The 21192-nt window shown below is 40.6% G+C and carries 20 protein-coding genes and 1 pseudogene; 7 read left to right on the top strand and 14 right to left on the bottom strand.

Annotation, left to right across the window (positions count from 1 at the left end; translation table 11 throughout):
• Window positions 1–68: 68 nt before the first annotated feature.
• Together AADY36_RS07535 and AADY36_RS07530 are read right to left on the bottom strand one after the other, a co-directional pair.
• A complete protein-coding gene (locus AADY36_RS07535; protein ID WP_150114716.1) occupies window positions 69–440 on the bottom strand; it encodes a hypothetical protein in 372 nt (123 codons plus the stop codon).
• A gap of 213 nt (window positions 441–653) precedes the next feature.
• Complete coding sequence (locus AADY36_RS07530; RefSeq protein WP_054561630.1) at window positions 654–1700, bottom strand: NAD(P)-dependent alcohol dehydrogenase; 1047 nt, start codon at window positions 1698–1700, stop codon at window positions 654–656.
• Between the two features lie 209 nt (window positions 1701–1909).
• On the opposite strand from AADY36_RS07530, the gene AADY36_RS07525 reads away from it, so the two are divergent.
• The 3 genes from AADY36_RS07525 (at window position 1910) to AADY36_RS07515 (ending at window position 5767) form a co-directional block, all read left to right on the top strand.
• On the top strand, window positions 1910–3652 hold the full coding sequence (locus AADY36_RS07525; protein WP_446728741.1) for an ABCB family ABC transporter ATP-binding protein/permease: 1743 nt from the start codon (window positions 1910–1912) through the stop codon (window positions 3650–3652).
• 74 nt (window positions 3653–3726) lie between these two features.
• Window positions 3727–4440, top strand: a complete 714-nt coding sequence (locus AADY36_RS07520) for a YebC/PmpR family DNA-binding transcriptional regulator (protein WP_054561631.1) — start codon at window positions 3727–3729, stop codon at window positions 4438–4440.
• 52 nt (window positions 4441–4492) lie between these two features.
• Complete coding sequence (locus tag AADY36_RS07515; RefSeq protein WP_342408780.1) at window positions 4493–5767, top strand: protein kinase; 1275 nt, start codon at window positions 4493–4495, stop codon at window positions 5765–5767.
• A gap of 35 nt (window positions 5768–5802) precedes the next feature.
• Here the strand turns inward: AADY36_RS07515 and AADY36_RS07510 are convergent, their stop codons facing one another.
• The 8 genes from AADY36_RS07510 to glk form a co-directional block, all read right to left on the bottom strand.
• Window positions 5803–6939: a sterol desaturase family protein gene (locus AADY36_RS07510; RefSeq protein ID WP_342408779.1), complete on the bottom strand. Its 1137-nt coding sequence runs from the start codon at window positions 6937–6939 to the stop codon at window positions 5803–5805.
• Window positions 6940–7108: 169 nt separating this feature from the next.
• Window positions 7109–7552 carry a hypothetical protein gene (locus tag AADY36_RS07505; protein ID WP_342408778.1) on the bottom strand — a complete coding sequence of 148 codons (444 nt, stop codon included), beginning with the start codon at window positions 7550–7552 and terminating at the stop codon, window positions 7109–7111.
• 21 nt (window positions 7553–7573) lie between these two features.
• Entirely contained in the window at window positions 7574–7918 is a 345-nt protein-coding gene (locus tag AADY36_RS07500) for a hypothetical protein (RefSeq protein ID WP_138600582.1), read from the bottom strand.
• Window positions 7919–8039: 121 nt separating this feature from the next.
• Window positions 8040–9044 (bottom strand): type I glyceraldehyde-3-phosphate dehydrogenase, encoded by a 1005-nt coding sequence (gene gap / locus AADY36_RS07495; RefSeq protein WP_054551438.1) that lies wholly within the window; start codon window positions 9042–9044, stop codon window positions 8040–8042.
• An 18-nt stretch (window positions 9045–9062) separates the two neighbouring features.
• On the bottom strand, window positions 9063–9683 hold the full coding sequence (locus AADY36_RS07490; protein ID WP_342408777.1) for a bifunctional 4-hydroxy-2-oxoglutarate aldolase/2-dehydro-3-deoxy-phosphogluconate aldolase: 621 nt from the start codon (window positions 9681–9683) through the stop codon (window positions 9063–9065).
• 34 nt (window positions 9684–9717) lie between these two features.
• Window positions 9718–11568 carry a phosphogluconate dehydratase gene (edd, locus tag AADY36_RS07485; protein WP_062564509.1) on the bottom strand — a complete coding sequence of 617 codons (1851 nt, stop codon included), beginning with the start codon at window positions 11566–11568 and terminating at the stop codon, window positions 9718–9720.
• 593 nt (window positions 11569–12161) lie between these two features.
• Window positions 12162–13175, bottom strand: coding sequence for a LacI family DNA-binding transcriptional regulator (locus tag AADY36_RS07480; protein ID WP_054561637.1), 1014 nt, complete (start codon window positions 13173–13175; stop codon window positions 12162–12164).
• 22 nt (window positions 13176–13197) lie between these two features.
• A complete protein-coding gene (glk, locus tag AADY36_RS07475; protein ID WP_055020853.1) occupies window positions 13198–14196 on the bottom strand; it encodes a glucokinase in 999 nt (332 codons plus the stop codon).
• Between the two features lie 415 nt (window positions 14197–14611).
• Between glk and AADY36_RS07470 the strand changes: the two genes are divergently transcribed.
• Both AADY36_RS07470 and AADY36_RS07465 read left to right on the top strand, forming a co-directional pair.
• Complete coding sequence (locus AADY36_RS07470; RefSeq protein WP_055198756.1) at window positions 14612–15631, top strand: LacI family DNA-binding transcriptional regulator; 1020 nt, start codon at window positions 14612–14614, stop codon at window positions 15629–15631.
• Between the two features lie 193 nt (window positions 15632–15824).
• Window positions 15825–18011, top strand: coding sequence for an OsmC domain/YcaO domain-containing protein (locus AADY36_RS07465; RefSeq protein WP_342408776.1), 2187 nt, complete (start codon window positions 15825–15827; stop codon window positions 18009–18011).
• A gap of 65 nt (window positions 18012–18076) precedes the next feature.
• Here AADY36_RS07465 and AADY36_RS07460 read toward each other — a convergent pair whose 3' ends face one another.
• On the bottom strand, window positions 18077–18997 hold the full coding sequence (locus AADY36_RS07460; protein ID WP_342408775.1) for a hypothetical protein: 921 nt from the start codon (window positions 18995–18997) through the stop codon (window positions 18077–18079).
• A gap of 102 nt (window positions 18998–19099) precedes the next feature.
• Window positions 19100–19198: pseudogene (locus AADY36_RS07455) on the bottom strand (DUF1287 domain-containing protein); the annotation flags it as partial.
• Window positions 19199–19427: 229 nt separating this feature from the next.
• On the opposite strand from AADY36_RS07455, the gene AADY36_RS07450 reads away from it, so the two are divergent.
• The gene (locus tag AADY36_RS07450; RefSeq protein WP_342408774.1) at window positions 19428–19823 is read left to right on the top strand and encodes a hypothetical protein; all 396 of its coding nucleotides are present in this window, start codon (window positions 19428–19430) and stop codon (window positions 19821–19823) included.
• Window positions 19824–19865: 42 nt separating this feature from the next.
• Window positions 19866–20147, top strand: a complete 282-nt coding sequence (locus tag AADY36_RS07445; protein WP_342408773.1) for a hypothetical protein — start codon at window positions 19866–19868, stop codon at window positions 20145–20147.
• A 7-nt stretch (window positions 20148–20154) separates the two neighbouring features.
• On the opposite strand, the gene AADY36_RS07440 is transcribed toward AADY36_RS07445, so the two are convergent.
• Both AADY36_RS07440 and AADY36_RS07435 read right to left on the bottom strand, forming a co-directional pair.
• Window positions 20155–20541, bottom strand: a complete 387-nt coding sequence (locus tag AADY36_RS07440) for a hypothetical protein (RefSeq protein ID WP_055020870.1) — start codon at window positions 20539–20541, stop codon at window positions 20155–20157.
• 74 nt (window positions 20542–20615) lie between these two features.
• On the bottom strand, window positions 20616–21020 hold the full coding sequence (locus AADY36_RS07435) for a hypothetical protein (protein ID WP_055020848.1): 405 nt from the start codon (window positions 21018–21020) through the stop codon (window positions 20616–20618).
• Window positions 21021–21192 lie beyond the last annotated feature (172 nt).

Here is a 21192-nt window from a genome sequence, read left to right as displayed (position 1 = left end):
CTTCCTTCCGGCATTGTCAGCCGGTAAATATTTAATTAAAAAAAATAAAAAGTAACGAAGGAAGTCGTTTAGCTATGGAAGGTGGTATTGGCTTTGTACAAGAGGTTGGCGTCTTTCCAGCCACTAATGCGGGATTTTCGTTGAGTTGCTAATGCAAACCATGGGAGTACACGCACTACACCTGGCGGCGCTAAAAAGTGCTCTTTTCTCCAGTCTTCAGCAAAGAATTCAATTAATAACTCGTAATCAGGGTCAACCTGACTGTGATAAAGAAATAATGATGAATTACTGGCAGTTAAACGCGGCACTAGGGTATCAAACCCGGATGGTTCTACCGGTTTAGGATGTTCAACTGCATGAGTTTGGGAAATAACTGGGGTTTTAGTCAGCTCGACTTGGAACAATTTAGTCGCAGCAAAGTGTGAGTGCGTGTCAGGCATAGCCATGCTCTGTGCGCTAAAGAACACAGTAAATAGCAAGAAAATGACTGAGAAAAACCGTAACAAGAACTGACCAATAAATTAAGTGGATAACAGGGATATAATGAGGGCAAAAAAATAAAACACAAGTTATTACTTAAACAAACAGTAACAAAATAAAAGTGACTACAATAAAAGCGGGCCTAATTAAGCCCGCTTAGTAATTTAACTTTGTTAAACTTCTAATGATGACATATCGATAACAAAGCGTGAGGCCATATCACCTTGCTTTAACTTATCGAATGCGTCATTTATTTGGTCCATTTTAATCATTTCAACTTCTGGCAGAATATTATGCAGTGCACAGAAATCGAGGATTTCTTGAGTTTGCGCTATACCACCAATCAATGAGCCAGCAACACGGCGACGTCCCATTAATAATGGCACTGAGTTAGTTTCTTCAAGTTCACCCACTTGACCAACCAATACTTGCGTACCATCAATATCTAAAAGCGGAATATACGGCGTAAAGTCGTGTTTTACCGGAATGGTATTAATGATCACATCAAATTGATTTGCATGCGCTTGCATGGCAGCTTCATCGCTCGATACCAATAAATCTTTTGCGCCATAAGATAAAACCTGCTGTTTTTTCTTATCACTACGGCTAATTGCCGTAACATGTGCGCCCATTGCAGCTGCGATTTTTATTGCCATATGACCTAAACCACCTAGCCCAATCACACCAACACGGCTACCTGGGCCCACATTCCATGTACGTAGTGGCGAATAGGTTGTGATACCCGCACATAAAATTGGTGCACATTTAGCAAGGTCTAAGCCTTCAGGCACGCTCAATACAAACTCTTCACGCACCACAATGTGTTTTGAATAACCACCTTGAGTGAGCTCACCACTGATACGGTCTTGTCCTGAGTAAGTTCCTACCATCCCTTCGCGACAAAACTGCTCTTCACCGTTATGACACTGGTCGCAGCTTAAACAGCTATCAACCATACAACCCACAGCAACATTATCGCCCACTTTATATTTTGTAACGCCGCTGCCTACTTCAAGGACGCGACCAACGATTTCATGGCCTGGTACCACTGGGTACTGAGTCCAGCCCCAGTCGTTTTCTGCGGTGTGTAAGTCAGAATGGCACACGCCACAATATAGAATTTCAATTGATACATCTTCATCACGAAGTGCACGGCGTTCAAAATGATACGGCTCTAATGGTTTTTCAGAATCATGTGCTGCATAACCGACGGTTTTCATGCTTACTCCTTAGTTTTCTTCGTGTTTTACTCATGCATTAACTAATTTGCTAATGCGCTGGTGTATAATGCATTCAGTATAGAGGTAAATTAACAAATTACACTTGCCTAAAACGCGAAAGCTTTTGCCTATTTTTATCAAATTGATTTTAAGAGACCCTCATGCGTGGAATGAGCCGCAAAGAACAGGTGACGAGATCGCCTGATGCAATGAACCTATCACAAAGCATCAAAACACTCTGGCCTTATTTAATGAGCTTTAAAGGCCGAGTCATATTAGCCGTCTTAGCGCTTATTGCTGCAAAAGGCGCAACATTGCTGATGCCTTGGGCACTAAAAGAAATAATTGACGCGGTTGATGCGAGTATCAACCCGCTATTAAGCGTTCCTATTGCCTTGCTCATCGCCTATGGTTTGCTGCGCTTTGCCAGTGTGTTTTTTGGTGAAGTACGCGATGCGTTATTTGGCCGTGTTACTGAGCACGCTATGCGCCATATTGGCTTAAAAGTTTTTAAACACTTGCATAGTTTAGAACTTGCCTTTCATCTTGACAGGCAAACAGGCGGTATCAGTCGCGATATAGAGCGTGGCACAAGTGGCCTCAGCTTTTTAATGCGCTTTTTGATGTTTAATATTGTGCCAACCCTATTTGAAATAATCACAGTAGCCATTATTTTTGCAACCTTGTTTTCACCTTGGTTTGCACTGGTCACATTAATTGCGGTTGCTAGTTACATTGCTTTTACTGTGATTGTAACTCAGTGGCGTAACCGATTTATTCGTGAAGCAAATGCTGCCGATAACAACTCAAACACCCGTGCAATCGACAGCTTACTAAATTACGAAACCGTTAAGTACTTCAACAATGAACACTATGAAGCGAGCACCTACGACGGCTTTTTAGCTAAATGGGAGCAAGCGAGGCTAAAAAATCGTTTATCGTTACTTGCGCTTAATTCAGGGCAAGCACTTATTATTGCCGCGGCTATTACAGCGCTAATGTGGCTAGGTGCCAGCTCAGTGGTCAACAAAGAGCTAACAATAGGTGAGCTTGTGATGATCAATGCTTATATGATCCAGTTATTTTTACCGCTTAACTTTTTAGGTTTTGTTTATCGTGAGATACGCCGTGCGCTGACTGACCTTGAAAACATGCTGGGGCTGTTGAATCGAAAAGCCGCTATTAGCGATGACAAAGATGCAAAACCATTAAAAACAACCAAAGCAGCTATCCGATTTGAAAATGTGTCGTTTAGTTACGACAAACAAAGGCGAATATTAAATAAGTTAAGTTTTGAAGTTACTTCTGGTAGCAAAGTAGCGATTGTGGGTGCCAGTGGCGCAGGTAAGAGCACTCTAAGCCGCCTACTCTATCGTTTTTATGATGTTGATGCGGGTAAAATTTATATTGATGAGCAAGCAATCAACACAGTGACTCTTGAAAGTTTGCGCCAAGCAATTGCCATCGTACCGCAGGATACCGTGCTATTTAATACCAGCATTCGAGAAAACATCGCCTACGGGAATCCAACGGCAAGCGAAGATGAAATTGATAAAGCCATAAGCCTTGCCCATTTAGATGGATTCATTGCCAGCCTAGATAAAGGCGATAAAACCCTTGTTGGTGAACGCGGTTTAAAAGTGTCGGGTGGTGAAAAACAACGCATTGCAATTGCCAGAGCCATTTTAAAGGGTTCACCCATTTTATTATTTGATGAGGCAACATCGGCGCTAGATTCGCATTCAGAACAAGCCATTCTCAGCGCTATGCGTGAAGTTGCACAAAGACATACCAGCTTAGTCATTGCGCATCGTTTATCAACAATTACTGACGCAGACAAAATTATTGTTATGAAACAAGGACAGGTTGTTGAACAAGGTCAACATCAACAACTGCTTGAAGCAAATGGTGAATACGCACGAATGTGGCAGTTACAGCAAAGCGATGAATAAACACTGTTAACTAGTAGGTTAAATGATTAGAATAACCGCTTTATTTTTATCTATAACAAAAAGGCAACACGCAGATGGGCAGAGCTTATCAAAACAAAAAAGACTCAATGGCAAAAACTGCGGGTGCAAAAACCAAAGTTTATTCAAAGTACGGAAAAGAAATTTATATCTGCGCTAAGAATGGTGGTGTTGATCCCGATGGCAACTTAGCGCTTCGTCGCTTAATTGAGCGTGCTAAGAAAGACCAAGTACCTACGCATGTAATCGAGCGTGCAATCGATAAAGCCAAAGGCGGTGGCGGCGAAGATTATGTAGCAACTCGCTACGAAGGTTACGGCCCGGGCAACTGTATGATCATTGTTGACTGTTTAACCGACAACAACAAACGTACCTTTGCTGACGTACGTGTTTGTTTTACAAAAGCGAATGCAAAAATTGGTGCGCAAAACTCAGTATCACACTTATTTGATCACCTCGCTATTTTTGTATTTGATGGTGATGATGACGAGGCTGTTTTAGAAGCACTAATGATGGCAGATGTAGATGTAACAGATGTAGAAGTTGAAGACGGTAAAGTGACTGTATTCGCTCCACACACTGAGTACAACAACACGCGTACAGCACTTGAAGAAATGGGGATTACTGATTTCCACGAAGATCTAATTGCTTTTGTGCCGCAAGTAGAAGCACCCATTGAAGGTGAAGACGTTGAAGTCATGGAACGCTTTTTAGCCATGCTAGAAGACTGTGACGACGTACAAAACGTTTACCACAACGCACAGTTTTAATTAAAAAGGCCAACCAAGTTGGCCTTTTACCTTTAGCCCAAAGGAATCAACATTGAATACCCTCGAAGAGTTAAAAGCCGGTTCTCTACAAGGTTGTACACGGCTTCAGCTTGTTGCAGAACTAACCGAATTGCCAAAAGAAATTTATACCCTAGCCGATACGTTAGAAATCCTCGACTTATCTAATAACCAGCTAAGTGATTTACCTGACGATTTTTACAAATTAAAAAATCTCAAACGGCTGTTTTTATCATTTAATCAGTTTAAACATATTCCAGACGTGCTAAGACAATGCCCAAACTTAATCATGGTGGCATTTAAAGGTAATCAAATTACTGAATTTAAAGCGCACTGTTTACCAACGAAGATTGAATGGCTGATCTTAACTGATAATCAAATTCCCGCTTTGCCTGATACATTCGGTGAGTACAGCAAGCTTAAAAAGCTCGCACTGGCAGGTAATCAGTTAACTGATTTGCCAGCTTCAATGGCTAATTGTAAAGAGCTTGAGCTAATCCGTTTAAGTGCCAATAAGCTTACAAAAGTTGAAGATTGGCTTTTAGCTTTACCGAAACTTGCTTGGCTTGCCTTCTCTGGTAACGATTTAAATCGCTCAACTAACTTACACTGTGAGCAGTTTAGCAAAATCGCCCTGAATGAAATCGATGTTAAAAAGCAGATTGGCCAAGGTGCGTCTGGGGTTATTCATTTGGCCAATTGGCATCAACGTCCTGTTGCCCTTAAGTTATTTAAAGGCGAGATCACCAGTGATGGCTATCCACTTGATGAGCTAAATTGTTGTTTAAAAGCAAGTGAGCATCCAAATCTCATAAAAGCATTAGGCTATGTTGATGAAGAGTCACAACTTGGTTTAGTGATGGAGCTTATCAGTAAAGAGTTCACAAATCTTGGTTTGCCGCCCTCCCTTGCAACTTGTACCCGTGACACATTCGAAGACAACAGCCAGTATTCGCCAGAAATGGTACTAAAAATTGTCAAGCAAATGGCAAGTACCCTCGCCCATTTGCATCAAAAACAAGTAAGCCATGGTGACATTTATGCCCATAACAGCATGATCAATTCACATGGCGAGTTATTATTTGGTGACTTTGGTGCTGCAACTGACTTATCAATGCTGACGCCTAATCAACAGCTGCTATTAGAAGGCATTGAAGTACGTGCCCTTGGTTATTTCATCGATGATTTACTGACTGTAGTGAGTGAAGAAAACGACATTACCAACATGCTTGCTGACATAGCTCAAGAGTGCTTAGTACTCAACTCTGACAAACGCCCTCGCTTTTCTGAGCTAGTTTCGCGATTATGAGTGTAGATAATTATAAATAAAGCCTCAGTGAGGCTTTATTTTTGCTTTTTAAACGGGAACACCTGTTGCTTTAACATACCTTCTGGCATGTAATCGCCAACCACACCATATTTATCAGGCCACTCTGCTTGACCTTTTACAGCAGTACCAAATAGATAATCTAAAAAAGAAAAATGCGCAGCATAGTTACGGTCAATGGCCGCTTTATCAGATGAATGATGCCAATGATGAAACTGAGGCGTAACCAGCAAATACTTTAGCCAACCAAACTTCACCCGAACATTAGCGTGGTTAAACACAGCCTGAAAGCCAACAATAATGACATATAGGCTAATAACATCCGATGGAAAGCCGAGCACAAAAATAGGTGTGAGCACTAAGCTACGCGTCACGAGTATTTCTAAAATATGCTGACGTGAGCCTGCAAGCCAATCCATTTCTTTTGCACTGTGATGTACGGCATGAAAACGCCAAAGCAGGGGTACTTCGTGATAAGCTCTATGCACAAAATACTGCATTAAATCGGCCACTAAAATAATTAAAAATAACTGCAGTACAAATGGCAGTTGAATAATAAAGCCTTGTACAGTATCAGACACAGCCCAGCCAAATGCGTGATGCACAAACTGATTGGTAGCCAGCAATACAAAACCAATAATTAAGTGATTAACAAAGAAATGGTTTAAATCACCCTGCCACTCAGAGCGGAGAATTTTTTGTTCTTTACGGTGCGGCAGTAGCTTCTCAATTAGAATAAAAATCAGTGTGGAGCCAAGTAAGTCAAGAATGAACCAATCAAGCCCCAAGTACGGCGTATTATCTCTAAAATCACCCACTTCAACATTCGGCCCACCAAATGCAATAGCAAGTAAGATCAACACCCAAGCTGTTGCACCGAGCCGCTTATTAGTATTACGAACAAAGTTCAACAACCCTAAACTGCCTGAAATAATCAATGCCACAAACATCAGCTGGCGTAAAAACTCGACACTGTAATTTTGCCTGAGCTCTGGGGTCGTTAAGTACTCTGGAAAATGAAAGGCTAACACCCCTAAACAGGATAAAATCGCTAAGAAGCAAGCAATATAGCCACTGATATTGCCTTCACCCACTTGAAACTGCTCAGCCCTAAATAGCCGATGATAAAGACGTGTCATGATATAAAAATCCATTTATCAATTTTTTGCAGCTTAACACAGAAGAATTTAGGAACAAATATCCGCTAGACCATTACTATTATGTGTGCATAACCAGTTATTAGCGAATAACTGTCTAAGATTATTGAATATCCATATCCCTATGAAACGATTTAGGCTTATAAAATAATAAGCCTTTAAACTATTATTGAAATGCTTTATCAAACTTATCTTGATCTAGGTATTTATCGAATGCACCTAGAGCATTCCCCACACTTGGCTCAGCCATTAACTCTTGCATTGCAACTTCACCGACAATACCGAATGCGTTTTCCATTGCTCCCTGACCGCCGACTTCAATCGCAGCCTTTGCTTGCTTTGGGCAGTCTTCGGTTAATAAACGCGTAACTAATGCACCAACATAGCGATTAGTGTCATCTATATCTTGCTCTGTCACATTCGAGAAAGGCTTAATAATACTATGCGTCGACATACCCAGATAAATCCACTTAGCGAGATTTTTCCGCTCTTTGCCATTTAGTGAATCAGTTAAACACACTGCAAGTTGCTGAGCTTCTTCTGATGCTGAAGCATAACTAGGAAGTAACGACATTACAAAGAGTGAAGTAGTTAATAAGATTTTTTTCATTATTTTCCTCATAAACTGAGATTAACCATAGAATTCTACTTCAGTTTTTACACCAAATGGTAAAATGAATTCTCTAAATTCAGGGTCCCCTTGCTGAGCTTTTGGATATTTAAGGTTATACATATTCTTTTTAAACATATTTAAGAATTGCTTATTTTGCAGCTTATTATCTAATACACTGACTTTCACAACATCACCCGCTTGATTAACCATCATCATAAATAAAATTTTATCATCAGATCGTCTGAAGTCGTCTTTAGCTTTTGTTATCACATCTTTGGGAATATTAAAGTCGGGTAGGTTTTTATCTTGTGTTGATGAGCAAGACACTAACAAGAGGCATAAAGGTATTAAAAATTTATTCATCATCTGCCCCTAAAAATGTTTAAAGACAAGATACTGTGAATAAATGCTTTTATCCAGCAAAACCAAAAAAGCCACGATAAACGTGGCTTTGTTGGATAAAGCTTAAACTTTTACTGTTCTATTATAAGAACTGACCTAGCGCTTTAACTTGGTCTAACATGCGGTTTGAGAAACCCCACTCGTTATCGTACCAAGCCATCACTTTAACAAGCTTACCATCTACTTTAGTTTGGGTAGAATCGAAGATTGAAGACGCAGGGTTGTGGTTAAAGTCGATAGAAACAAGCGGTAATTCGTTGTATTCAAGAATACCTTGCATTGCACCTTCTGATGCTGCTTTAACGACTTCGTTGATTTCTGCTGCAGTTGTTTCACGCTTAGCAACAAACGTTAAGTCTACTAAAGAAACGTTGATTGTTGGTACACGTACTGCCATACCGTCAAGTTTACCCGCAAGTTCAGGAAGTACTAAACCAACTGCTTTAGCTGCACCTGTTTTCGTTGGGATCATTGACTGAGTTGCACTACGTGCACGGTATAAGTCTGGGTGATAAACGTCAGATAAGTTTTGATCGTTTGTGTAAGCATGGATTGTCGTCATGCTACCTTGCTCAATACCTACTGTATCGTTAATTGCTTTTGCAATTGGCGCTAGACAGTTTGTTGTACACGATGCATTTGAAATGATGTTGCTGTCAGCATTTAATACTTCGCTGTTAACACCATGAACAACTGTTGCATCCATGTCAGTACCAGGCGCAGAAACGATTACTTTTTTAGCACCCGCTTCAATATGTTTAGCCGCTGCGTCACGTGAAGTGAATAAACCAGTACATTCTAAAACGATATCTACGTTTAGTGCTTTCCAAGGAAGGTTTGCAGGATCACGCTCTTGCGTAAGGGTAATTTCGTCATTACCAATTAGCATGGTGTTTTCAGCAAGTGTTACCTTTTGAGAAAATTGACCGTGTACTGAGTCAAATTGAGTTAAATGCGCGTTAACATTTGCTGGTGCTAAATCGTTGATTGCAACGATTTTGATTTCGTTGTTTTGAGCTGACTCATAAAGGGCACGTAATACGTTACGACCGATACGTCCATAGCCATTAATTGCAACATTAATCATTCTAATATCTCCCGTTAATTATCTTACTTCACTTGCTTGGCGAGCAAGCGCTTCAATGGCTTGCCAGTCTTTGTTTTCAATAAGTTGTTTATCTAGCATCCAAGTACCACCTACACAAATTACGTTTTTAAGTGCCAGGTAGTTAGGTGCTGTTTCAAGGCTAATGCCGCCTGTAGGGCAAAAAGTTACTTGTGGTAAAGGGCCACCAATTGATTTCAGCATTGCAGTGCCACCTGCTGCTTCTGCAGGAAAGAACTTTAAGAACTTAAAGCCATGGCTTGCTAATTTCATTACTTCACTTGGTGTTGCTGCACCTGGTAAAAATGGAATATCAGTGTCTTTAGCCAGTGCTAATAATTCGTCGTTTACACCTGGGCTAACCATGAAGTCAGCACCGGCTTCAACAGATGCATTAAATGTCGCTTTATCAACCACAGTACCTGTGCCAACGTATGCTTCTGGTACGGCTTCTTTCATTAGCTTTACAGCTTCTGCCGCAATAGGCGTACGTAAAGTAATTTCTAGTGCTTTTAAGCCACCGTTATAAAGCGCACGTGCAAGGGGTGCTGCATCTTCAAGTTTTTCGATAACAACAACCGGTACCACAGGTGCCGATGATAAAATTTTCTCAATGCTCATTGTTTGTTCCTCATAGCCCAGTAACGGCGTATTATTATTCTAAACCAAAGGCACTTGCGCCTAGGTCTGCACTACTTACTATATTTCTGAAACCTGCGAATAACTCTCGGCCTGTACCATATGTTTGGCTTGGTTGGCTAAGTTGTAATTCACGTTTTGCTAATTCTTCATCGCTTACGTGTACTTTCAATACACCCGCTGGTGCATCAAGCGTCACTAAATCACCTTCGTGAATTTTTGCGATTACACCACCTTCAACCGCTTCTGGTGCTAAGTGGATTGCAGCAGGAACTTTACCTGATGCACCCGACATACGGCCGTCAGTCACAATCGCCACTTTGTAGCCTTGGTCTTGTAGTGTTGCCATTACTGGCGTTAATTTGTGAAGCTCAGGCATGCCTTTCGCTTTTGGACCTTGCTCTTTAATTACAGCAATAAAGTCTGTGTTTAATTCACCACGGCTATACGCTTCTTGTAACTCACCTTGTGAGCTAAATACTTTAGCTGGTGCAGAAACAACTTGGTGAGACTCAGCCACTGCCGATACTTTGATAACAGCTTTACCAAGGTTACCTGTAAGAAGCTGTAATCCACCCTGCTTGCTAAACGGGTTATCAATCGGACGTAACACTTCTTCATCGTGTGATTTTTCTGGGCACGCTACCCATTTAACTTTGCTTGGGCCAGTGCTGTTAGTCATGATCACTGATGAATCTTTATCTAGCATTGGCTCTGTGGTGTATGCTTCTAAGCCATCACCCACAATCGTTTTCACGTCGTTATGTAAGTAACCTTTGCTTAGTAGTTGCTTCATTAAAAAGCCCATACCGCCGGCAGCTTGGAAGTGGTTCACATCTGCTGAGCCGTTCGGGTAAATACGTGTAAGAAGTGGCACAACTTCTGATAAGTCAGCCATGTCTTTCCAAGTAAGGATTACACCCGCTGCTTTCGCGATAGCTACTAGGTGGATTGCGTGGTTTGTTGAGCCGCCTGTTGATAACAAGCCAACTAAACCATTAATAATTGTTTTTTCACTTACTACGTCTGCAAGGCAGTTAGCATCTTTTGTTTCGATTAGCTGCTTTAACATGGTTTCTACAGCATGACCTGTTAAGCCATCACGTAGTTCTGTGTAAGGGTTAATGAAAGAGCTACCTGGTAAATGTAGGCCCATGATTTCCATTAACATTTGATTCGAGTTTGCCGTACCGTAGAAAGTACATGTACCTGCACTGTGATACGATGCGCTTTCTGCTTCTAATAGCTCTTCACGGCTTACTAAGCCCTGTGCAAATTTTTGACGTACACGGGCTTTTTCTTTATTCGGGATACCCGATTGCATTGGACCTGCTGGTAAGAAATACGTTGGTAAATGACCAAATGATAAGGCACCAATTAAAAGTCCTGGGACAATCTTGTCACACACACCTAAACAGAAAACACCGTCGAACACGTCATGCGATAAAGAAACCGCAGTAGACATTGCAATCACATCACGCGAGAACAATGAAAGCTCCATGCCATCACGGCCTTGTGTAACACCGTCACACATAGCAGGTACGCCACCAGCAACTTGTGCTGTAGCATCAAACTTAGTGGCAAGGCTTTTGATAATTTCTGGATAATCTTTGTAAGGAACATGCGCTGAAAGCATGTCGTTATAAGCGTTGATGATAGCTAGATTTGGTTGCTCGTCTGATTTTAAACGAGCTTTGTCATCGCTGCTACAAGCAGCCATAACGTGTGCAATATTACCACAGCCTAAACCAGCACGAACTCTTGTTTGTTTTTTTGCGTGCGCGATTCTCTCTAAATAAGCTTGGCGGGTCTCTTTACTGCGTTCGATAACGCGTTCGGTGACTTCTTGGATACGAGGATGCAACATATAAATTCGACTCATCTCTATAGTTAGAGGATAAAGGCTCAGTAACAATTACAGACTCCACGAAAATAATTGTACTGAGCAACTTTGATTTACCCGTTCAAAGGTACGCTGACAGGCTGTCTCTCACAACCAACCTGACACCGGTGTCACTGTATTAACTCATGACTGTGACACCGGTGTCAACCTTATCTGTTAAATTTAGTTTAATTTTTTTAAATGACCAAATAATGAACAATTAAATTTTAGTAGAATATGAGTAGAATTCATGTGAAGCACCGCTATCAAAGGCCTATAGACAAGACAAGCTTTGGGGTTTGTTTTAATTAATACCAACCCGCAATAATACTTAATCATTTTGAGGGATTAAACCTGTCGCTAACTGTGTTAAAAATTTCTCATTTAGAACAACTAAATAACGAAATTTTTGCCTTGTTATCAACGAGGTTTTATTGCCTCAAAATAGGCTACTTAATTAAGCGGATTGGTATAAAAACAGTAACTTATAGCTTTTCATTAAGTTTTTAAGCTTGAAATAAAAAAGCCCGAGAACGCGTCACTCATTCTCGGGCTACTGTGAAAAAACAAGATGAAATTTATTTAATTGCTGCTGTCGACTCACGAGTAATGAGTTTTGCTTCAAGGGTTACTTGATAAGGCGACTCTTGTGGATCACCAATATGAGTGATCAATTGCTTAACTGCTTGCTGAGTCATTTCTTCAACTGGTTGTGCAATGGTCGTTAACCCTGGCCAAATATGACGTGCAATTGGGGCATTATCAAACCCAGCAATAGAAATATCATCTGGCACTCTTAACTGCATTTGCGTAGCAAGCTTTAATACCGCCGCTGCCATGTAATCATTTGAAGCAAATACCGCTGTTGGGCGAGGGTTCAAATCTAAGATTGTACGAGCACTGTCAACACCAGAGTGATAACTGAAGTTACCTTCTTCAACTAAGCGTTCATCAAACTCAATACCATTTGACGCAAGCGCTCTTCTATAACCTTTAAAACGCTGCTCTGTCGCACTGTGATCAGGGTGACCTTTGATGAAGGCGATTTCTTTATGGCCCAGCTTAATAAGATGCTCTGTTATTTCAAACGCTCCCTGCTCGTCGTTACTTCTTACCGAAATAGAGTCGTCTTCAAGTACCGCAGATGCGACACGGGCATAAGGGATCTTTTTCGACTTCAAAAAGCTTACAAGTTCAGGGAAATCTGAAAATGGTGGGGTCAGTACAATGCCGTCTAAACGTGAGGTTTGAATTAATTGCTCAATGTTACTAATTAATTCTTCGCCGCGTAATTCACATGGGTGGATCAATAAATTGTAGTTAAGCTCATGACATGCCGCTAAAGCACCGGTTTGTACACGTGTAATATAGCTTTTACTCGGATTGTCGTACAAGCAACCAATTATGAAACTGCGGTTTTGTGCCAAGCCACGAGCGATTGGGTTTGGTGTGTAATCAAGCTCTTTAAATACTTTAAGTACTTTTTCGCGCGTTGCATCACTCACGTTAGGCTCATTGTTAAGCACGCGAGATACTGTTTTTTTCGATACACCGGCATAGCTGGCGACACTGTTGATGGTTACTTTCTTCATCCGCTCTACATCCAACTGCTAATTACGCGTTACTTTTAACATGTATACACGCAGCAGCACCAATGAATGGAATGTTGTCTTGTGTTACAAGCGTAACGGGGATCTGTGAAGTATATTGCGACATAATGCCTTTGTCTGCAAAACGCTCAACAAATCGACTAGATAATAGACGTTGTTGCATGCGAGGTAAAATACCACCGCCAATAAATACGCCACCTAATGCGCCAAATGTCAGGGCTAAGTCCCCTGCTACGCTGCCAATCCAATCACAAAATTGATTAAGTGTTGCATCACAGACTTCACACTGACCAGTGGTTGCAAGCTCGCTGATTTGTGCAGCATCTAAATTCTTCGCTTCAACGCCTTTTACCGCAGCCATAGCGCCATATAAATGCGCAATACCAGGGCCTGAGAACACAGTCTCAACAGATACATGATTTAACTGCTTTTTAAGCTCAGTGATTAACAAGCGGTCTAACTCTGTCACTGCCGCAAGGGTAATGTGCCCTGCTTCGCAGCTAAGAACAGCGCTGCCTTGTGATGTGCGAACTAAACACGCAGCACCAAAACCTGTACCTGGCCCCATAACTGCGATATTCGCATTTTCATCAGCCTGGCCTGCTTTAACAGCCATATTTTGCGAATCATCTAAATAAGGTGCTGCATAGGCAAATGCTGCAAAGTCGTTGATTACTTCGAGTTGCTCAAATGAAAACTCAGCTTTTAAATCTGCAACGTTAAAGTGCCAGCCAAGGTTTGTTAAGTGAACTTGGCCTGCTTTGATCGGGCCAGCTACTGCTAAACATGCACGGCTTGGCTTTGGAAACGAAATTTGGCTGAAGTACTGATTTATCGCACTTTCTAAAGAGCCAAAGTCAGCACTTGGAAAAGTTAAATTGTGCTCGATAACAAACTGGTTAGTTTGTGCATTAAAGTCAGTGATTAAAGCGAAACGAGCGTTAGTGCCGCCGATATCGGCAACAAGAATAGGAGCGAATTCTGTAGTTGTCTGTGTGTTCATGATGTTTTCTCTATTTGTCTAAGCTAGTTGCCGCTTATTTTTCTAGTTTTCAATGGCAAAGCCACTGTGTCTGCTAAACTTTGGGTCATTGCCTCAAAGAAGCTATCTTTTGTATTAAAAAAATGCTGCCCAAATGAATGGGCAGCCAAATACGTTTTGACAACAAAATGATAAAACAGTGACATTATGACACCGGTGTCAGATTAGGATCAATAAAAATTTTCATTATTTGTGCATGCATACGTATTTATTGATAAAACCTGCGTATTAAGTATCGAAAAAGCATTTATATACGCATAAAAAATGCCTAGCTGTGTACAGAACAGCCACACACACGCCACTTGTCACAAATAGCTTGAAAAAAATATTAAATAGCCGAAAATGGCAATTACTACTTCTGTTATTTGGTAACCATATGAAAGGTAAGGCGACATCTTTTGACATTGCACATTATGCGGGTGTGTCGCAGTCAACCGTGTCTCGCGCGCTGCGAAATAGCCCTTTGGTCAACGAAGAAACGCGTCGACGTGTTCATGAGGTAGCAAAACAACTCAACTATAAAGTTGATAAAAATGCCAGTAACTTAAGAACTCAACAAAGTAGCACCCTCGCCCTGTTATTATTTGAAGATCCCACTTCGGATGAATCACAAATAAACCCTTTCTTTTTGGCGATGCTGGGCAGTATTACAAGAGCTTGTGCAAAAGAAGGCTACGACTTACTGGTATCGTTTCAGTCGAGCAGCTCTGATTGGCAAGCCGATTACGAAGACAGCCACCGTGCAGATGGCTTAATACTGCTTGGTTATGGTGATTACCTCGATTATCAACCTAAATTTAAAACCTTAATTGACCAACACACTAAGTTTGTCTGTTGGGGTGCAAGCGTAGATAACCGCCCAGATTTAACAGTCAGCTGCGATAACTACGGCGGTGGTAAATTAGCAGCAGAACATTTACTCGCAACAGGTAGAACCGACTGTGCATTTATTGGTGATGCTTCTGATCATAGCCCTGAATTTTTTGCTCGCTACCAAGGTTTTAAAGATGCTTTCTTAGCCAAAGGCGTGGCTTTAAACGAACGTAAGATGGCAAATGCGATTTCAACTGAAGAATCAGGCTATCACGCGACTCGTTCCCTCATAGCAAATAACATTCGCTTTAACTCATTGTTTGCCGCCAGTGACCTTATTGCTATTGGTGCTATTCGCGCCTTGAAAGAAGCGAAAATCAAGGTTCCTGATGATGTACATGTTGTTGGCTTTGATAACATTGCTGTTGCCAGCTTTGTAAACCCACCACTTACCACCGTACAGCAAGACACCACCCTCGCCGGACAAATGTTGGTCGATAACCTGCTCAAACTTATTCGTGGTGAAGATGTAGAGAATACCCTTTTACCTCCGCGTTTAATTATTCGTGGTTCGAGTGTTTAATTTTTAGCGATGACAGCTTTGTTATCGCCTCCTCCTTACCCAACCAGAAACTTATTGCATTAAAATCAGTTTTTTTTCGATTTACCCAAGACTATTACTTCGAAAAAGCAGATAATTACGCCTATTATGTTGAAAACGCTTATCTGGCAAACAAAGCTTTAGATAACAACGCGCACAAAGGTGGAATTTTTTAATGGAAATTAAAGTTAATTTTCTCGACAACCTCAGGCTTGAAGCCAAGTTTGATGATTTCTCTGTCATTGCAGACCAACCTATTCGCTATAAGGGTGATGGTACTGCACCAAGTCCATTCGATTACTTCTTAGCATCTTCTGCATTGTGTGCGGCTTACTTTATTAAAGTGTATTGTAATTCACGCGATATCCCGACAGATGGTATTCGTGTTGCACAAAACAATATCGTTGATCCAGAAGACCGCTATAACCAAATTTTCCAAATTCAGGTTGAGTTACCAGAAAGCCTTTCTGAGAAAGACCGCACGGGTATTTTACGTTCTGTTGAGCGTTGTACAGTAAAACGTGTTATTCAAACTGGCCCAGAATTTAAAATCGATACTGTTGAAAGCATCGAAGCAGACGCGCAAGCAATGTTGATGGCAAAACCAGGTGATGACAGTAATACCTTTATTTTAGGTAAAGACTTACCCCTTGAAGAAACCATCGCAAATATGACGGCCATCCTTGAAGAGTTAGGGATGAAAATCGAAATCTCTTCTTGGCGTAATATTGTGCCAAATGTATGGTCACTTCATATTCGTGATGCAGCCTCACCAATGTGTTTTACCAATGGTAAAGGTGCAACGAAAGAAAGCGCGCTATGCTCAGCTTTAGGCGAGTTTATTGAGCGCTTAAACTGTAACTTCTTCTATAACGATCAGTTCTTAGGCGAAGACATTGCCAATAGCGAGTTTGTTCATTACCCAAATGAAAAGTGGTTTGCTCTGACTGATGATGACTCTCTACCAGAGGGCATATTAGATGATTATACCCGTGAAATTTATAATCCAGATGGTGAGCTATGTGGCTCACACTTAATCGATACTAACTCTGGTAATAAAGAACGTGGTATTTGCTCTATTCCTTATGTTCGCCAGTCAGACGGTGAAACGGTTTACTTCCCTTCAAACCTAATTGAAAACTTATTCTTAAGTAATGGTATGAGTGCTGGTAACAACTTTGCCGAAGCAAAAGTACAGTGCTTATCTGAAATTTTTGAGCGTGCAGTTAAGCGCCAAATCATTGAGCAAGAAATTGTTTTACCAGACGTACCTCAAGAGGTTTTAAACAAGTACCCAGGTATTGTTGCGGGTATTAATGGTCTTGAAGAACAAGGTTTCCCTGTTGTAGTAAAAGATGCCTCGCTAGGTGGTCAGTTCCCAGTGATGTGCGTAACACTCATGAACCCTAAAACAGGCGGTGTATTTGCTTCTTTTGGTGCGCACCCAAGCTTTGAAGTTGCATTAGAGCGCAGCTTAACTGAGTTATTACAAGGCAGAAGCTTCGAAGGCTTAAACGATGTACCTAAGCCAACGTTCAATAGTATGGCAGTTTTTGAACCGGAAAACTTTGTAGAGCACTTCATTGATTCAACTGGCGTGATCTCATGGCGCTTCTTCAGCGCTAAGCACGATTATGATTTTGTTGAATGGGATTTCTCAGGTAGCAATGAAGAAGAAACAGCGAGCTTATTCGGTATTTTAGAAAGCTTAGGTAAAGAAGCTTACATTGCTGAGTTCTCAGACCTTGGTACTGCATGTCGTATTTTAGTGCCTGATTACTCAGAAGTTTATCCTGTGGAAGACTTGATTTGGGACAATACCAATAAATCACTTAACTTCCGCGAGGATATCTTAAACCTGCATCGTTTATCAGAAGATCAACTTGCTGATTTAGTTGAGCGCTTAGAAGAAAGTGAACTAGATAACTACATAGATATCATCACCTTAATCGGTATTGAGTTTGATGAAAACACAGTGTGGGGTCAGCTAACGATTCTTGAGCTGAAGCTACTTATTTACTTAGCACTTGGTGATTTAGAAGCAGCAATGGAGCTTGTTGAAGCATTCTTACAGTATAACGACAATACCATTGTTGAACGCGGCCTATTCTACCAAGCAATGCATGCAACATTGGAAGTCGCACTCAGCGATGACCTAGAAATTGAAGATTACATTCATAGCTTCACCCGTATGTTTGGTCAAGAAACGATGGATGCAGTCGTTGGCTCAATCAACGGCGATGTTATGTTCTATGGTTTAACAGAAACCAGCATGAAGCTTGAGGGCTTAGACAGGCACCTTCGTTTAATCGAAAGCTATAAAAAGCTACACGCTGCTCGCGCTAAAAAAGCAGGGCTATAACGAAGAAATATCAAAGCCGCACGTTTTCGTAACTTGCGGCTTTTCAACTTTACTTAACCCGTTACTTAACGAAAACGAACACCTGTAATGTCGTATTCAGCAATGAAACGGCCACCATAAGTATCTACAAACATAAACTCCATCTCTATTTTTTCTCTTCGGCCTTTGTGCTCAAGTAATTCAACAATAAAGTATTTATTAGAATTAAGGTCATAAGAGCGACCTTGTGTTTCTCGGGTAATATTAAACTTTGTAGGGTTACCTATGCTATCAAAATACTCAAACAGCACGTTTAGACCGCGCGCATAAATTCCCGAGTCTCGCTGTGAGGAATTAGGTCTTTGCTGTGCCAACAACCATGTTTTGTCTTTTTGATTTACAGCCTTAATAAACTCACTTATTAATTGTTGGTGTTCAACAAGAGGCGGCATCTTTATTTCTTTTAGTGATTCTGTGAGTTTATCGCCCGCTCCCCCGGTTCTTACTATGTAATTCTCAAAACCGGCGTCTATCGACATATAATTTAAATAGTCAGCAAGGCCATTATTATAAACCTGTTCAAATGTTCCGTATTCTTCCGAGAGGATACTTTCAAGGCGATTATATAAAGAAAAAGCATGCGCTGAGTCTAATTTCTTCAGTTCAGAAGTGTCTACCAATTGACCAAAAAGTAGTGCATTTAAGTCAATTGTATTTGTTTTATCATCAAACGTAATGATGTCTTTAGCCCATTCTTTATCTGCTGTGGCAATTTGCAAATAGTAACGTTGAAAAGGCGCACCATGCTCATCGTTGATGGTTATTTTTTTGGTCGAAAAGTCATAAATTTTGGCATTTTTTGTAGGGCCAGTTCTAACACTTACCTTTAAGCCTTTTGACAGTTCGGTAAATTTATCTGACTTTTCAATCACAACTTCTTGAGCAGCAAAAATAGTCGTCGGAAGTAGCAACAATAAGCTAGCAATGCATTTACTAACATTTTTCATATAAATCCCTTATAAGTTAAAATTAAACTAAACCCAATTGAGGTACAAACGATATCTTAAATGTATATTAAAGTGGTAACTAATTGAAGCCTAATGTGAATGTTAGGGTTTATATCGGTAATGCCCTGTAATTTTGTAAGTGAATAACCTATCTTCCATTTTAGGAACCCAGCCAATGTTATGAACAATCAGAGCTCTTAATTTATCTTTCGATAGTTCATCTGTAAGCTACAAAATGCTACATGATTTTAGCAGCGGTAGTTTCAGCTTAACTGAGCAAAAATCTCTTTATTTCATTGTTTTAAAGTAAGAAATAGTCAGCAAGCTGATATGTAAAATTAATCACACTGCTTTGGCTCCAGCAACCATATTGTATTTATGAGTAGCCATTGCTAAATTACTCACCTCTTACCACATTATGTTTTAATAAATGGATTTATTACGTTTTTTATTTACCTTATTCGCTCTAATGAGTATTTCACTCAGTCATTCAATTTCCGCTAAAGTGCTTATTGGTGTATCAAGTGAAAATGGCGAGTCATTAAAGTACTCACGCAAACAATTTAACGGTGAATTAAAATCAGCCTATAGCTGCGTTATCAATCAACTTGATAGCAACTACGACGTAATCACTGTACCGCAAGCACGGCATATTAAAATGCTGCAAAACAATGAAGTAGATATTGCCATGCCTCTTTTATCGTTACCACAGAGAGATCTATTTGCGACTCGCTCAGCAACAATTTATCAAGTTGGATATGAGTTAATCAGCCACAGTACTAACCCAGACTTGAGTATCGAGAATTTACGCAGACAGGCAAACTAAAATGGTATCGTCTATAAACGCGGAACTGGGGCACGTACCTTAATGCTTAAATATTTAGGCATTGATAAAAATGAATCGATAAGCCATGAACATCAAGTCAGTACATGGCAACAAGCCGTTGATTTTGTGGCTAAGAACAGAGCTGGTATAACAGCCCTTCCTGCTGTGATTGCAAAAGATATTGAGCCTCACCGCTTTAATGGCATTACACGCATTAAAATGCCCGACCATCAATTAGGTCTTTACATGTCATCACGTTTTGCCAAAAGCGCTGAAGCAACTGTGATCAACGATGCATCAAAAACCTGTAAAGAATTTAGATAGCTATAGGTTATTTAGTTTTAAGCTCAGCTAGACGACTTTCAACTTGTAAGCGCTCTTGCTCTGTTAGTTCACCATAAAGCTTAGGGTATGGCCAGCCATAACCCCAGCGAAAGCTAGTAGGTAAAAAAGGTGTTCCACCCACTCTAACACCGGCAAGCATCAATACTGCAATTTCTTGCTCACCTACTTGTGCAACACACGCTTTTAAATCTATATCAGCTTGCTCACGTTGCTTGAAAGTCCCCCCTTGCCAATATGCAAGATCATGGGCTGTACAGCACGCCAACCATAAGTTTTTATGTTCTATTGTTCCATCAGGAAAAGAGCTGCAACCATCTGTAGTGAAGGGTTTAAGTTCAGCACAACTGGTAATAGAAGCATGAAAAAGTAACATCAAACCTAGGATAGCGTTAGGATAATTCGCCACAGTCCAGACCTTAAGTAACGAGATGGAAATAGTAAAAGTTTTTAATATTCAACTTGGTACGCAAACCCTTCACAACTCAGCGCTTTTTGGCAATCAGTATCTGCATGAGCACTGATATAACACTGTCCAAATACAATCGCGTTGCCACCCCTTTGCTGTACTTTACTTTTAAGAGTGTCTTGGAGTTGACTTCTAGAACCATTAATATCATCAAACGGACCCGCTTGTGGTAAATGCATATCACTTTCTAATTGGCAATAATAGCTCGAAACCTGGCCAAGAAATGTTGCTCTGTGGCTCACTAATTGGCGTTCTGTAAATACTTCAACATTGTGACCTCGGACTGAAGTTTCAACATCACCAAGCACATACTCACCCACGTTTGTATTTATTGCACAAGAACACAATAAACCAACACCCAACAAAGTAGATAAAGCCTTGAACATATTTGCACCTTCCCTGAATTAATTGTTCAGCTACAAATTACACCAAATAGTAATGGCTTTTGTTTACTGAATTAATGTTAAGCTATCTTAACGTACCTATATAAGGAAAGCACAATTAAATTGTAAAAAAGTGCAAAACAAAAAACCGCCGAGGTTAATTCGGCGGTTTAAT

Source organism: Pseudoalteromonas sp. D15MCD-2 (assembly GCF_038562745.1).
Taxonomy (GTDB): Bacteria; Pseudomonadota; Gammaproteobacteria; order Enterobacterales; family Alteromonadaceae; genus Pseudoalteromonas.
The sequence above is the reverse complement of the archived record's forward strand: the minus strand, read 5'-3'. Positions and strand labels throughout refer to the sequence as shown.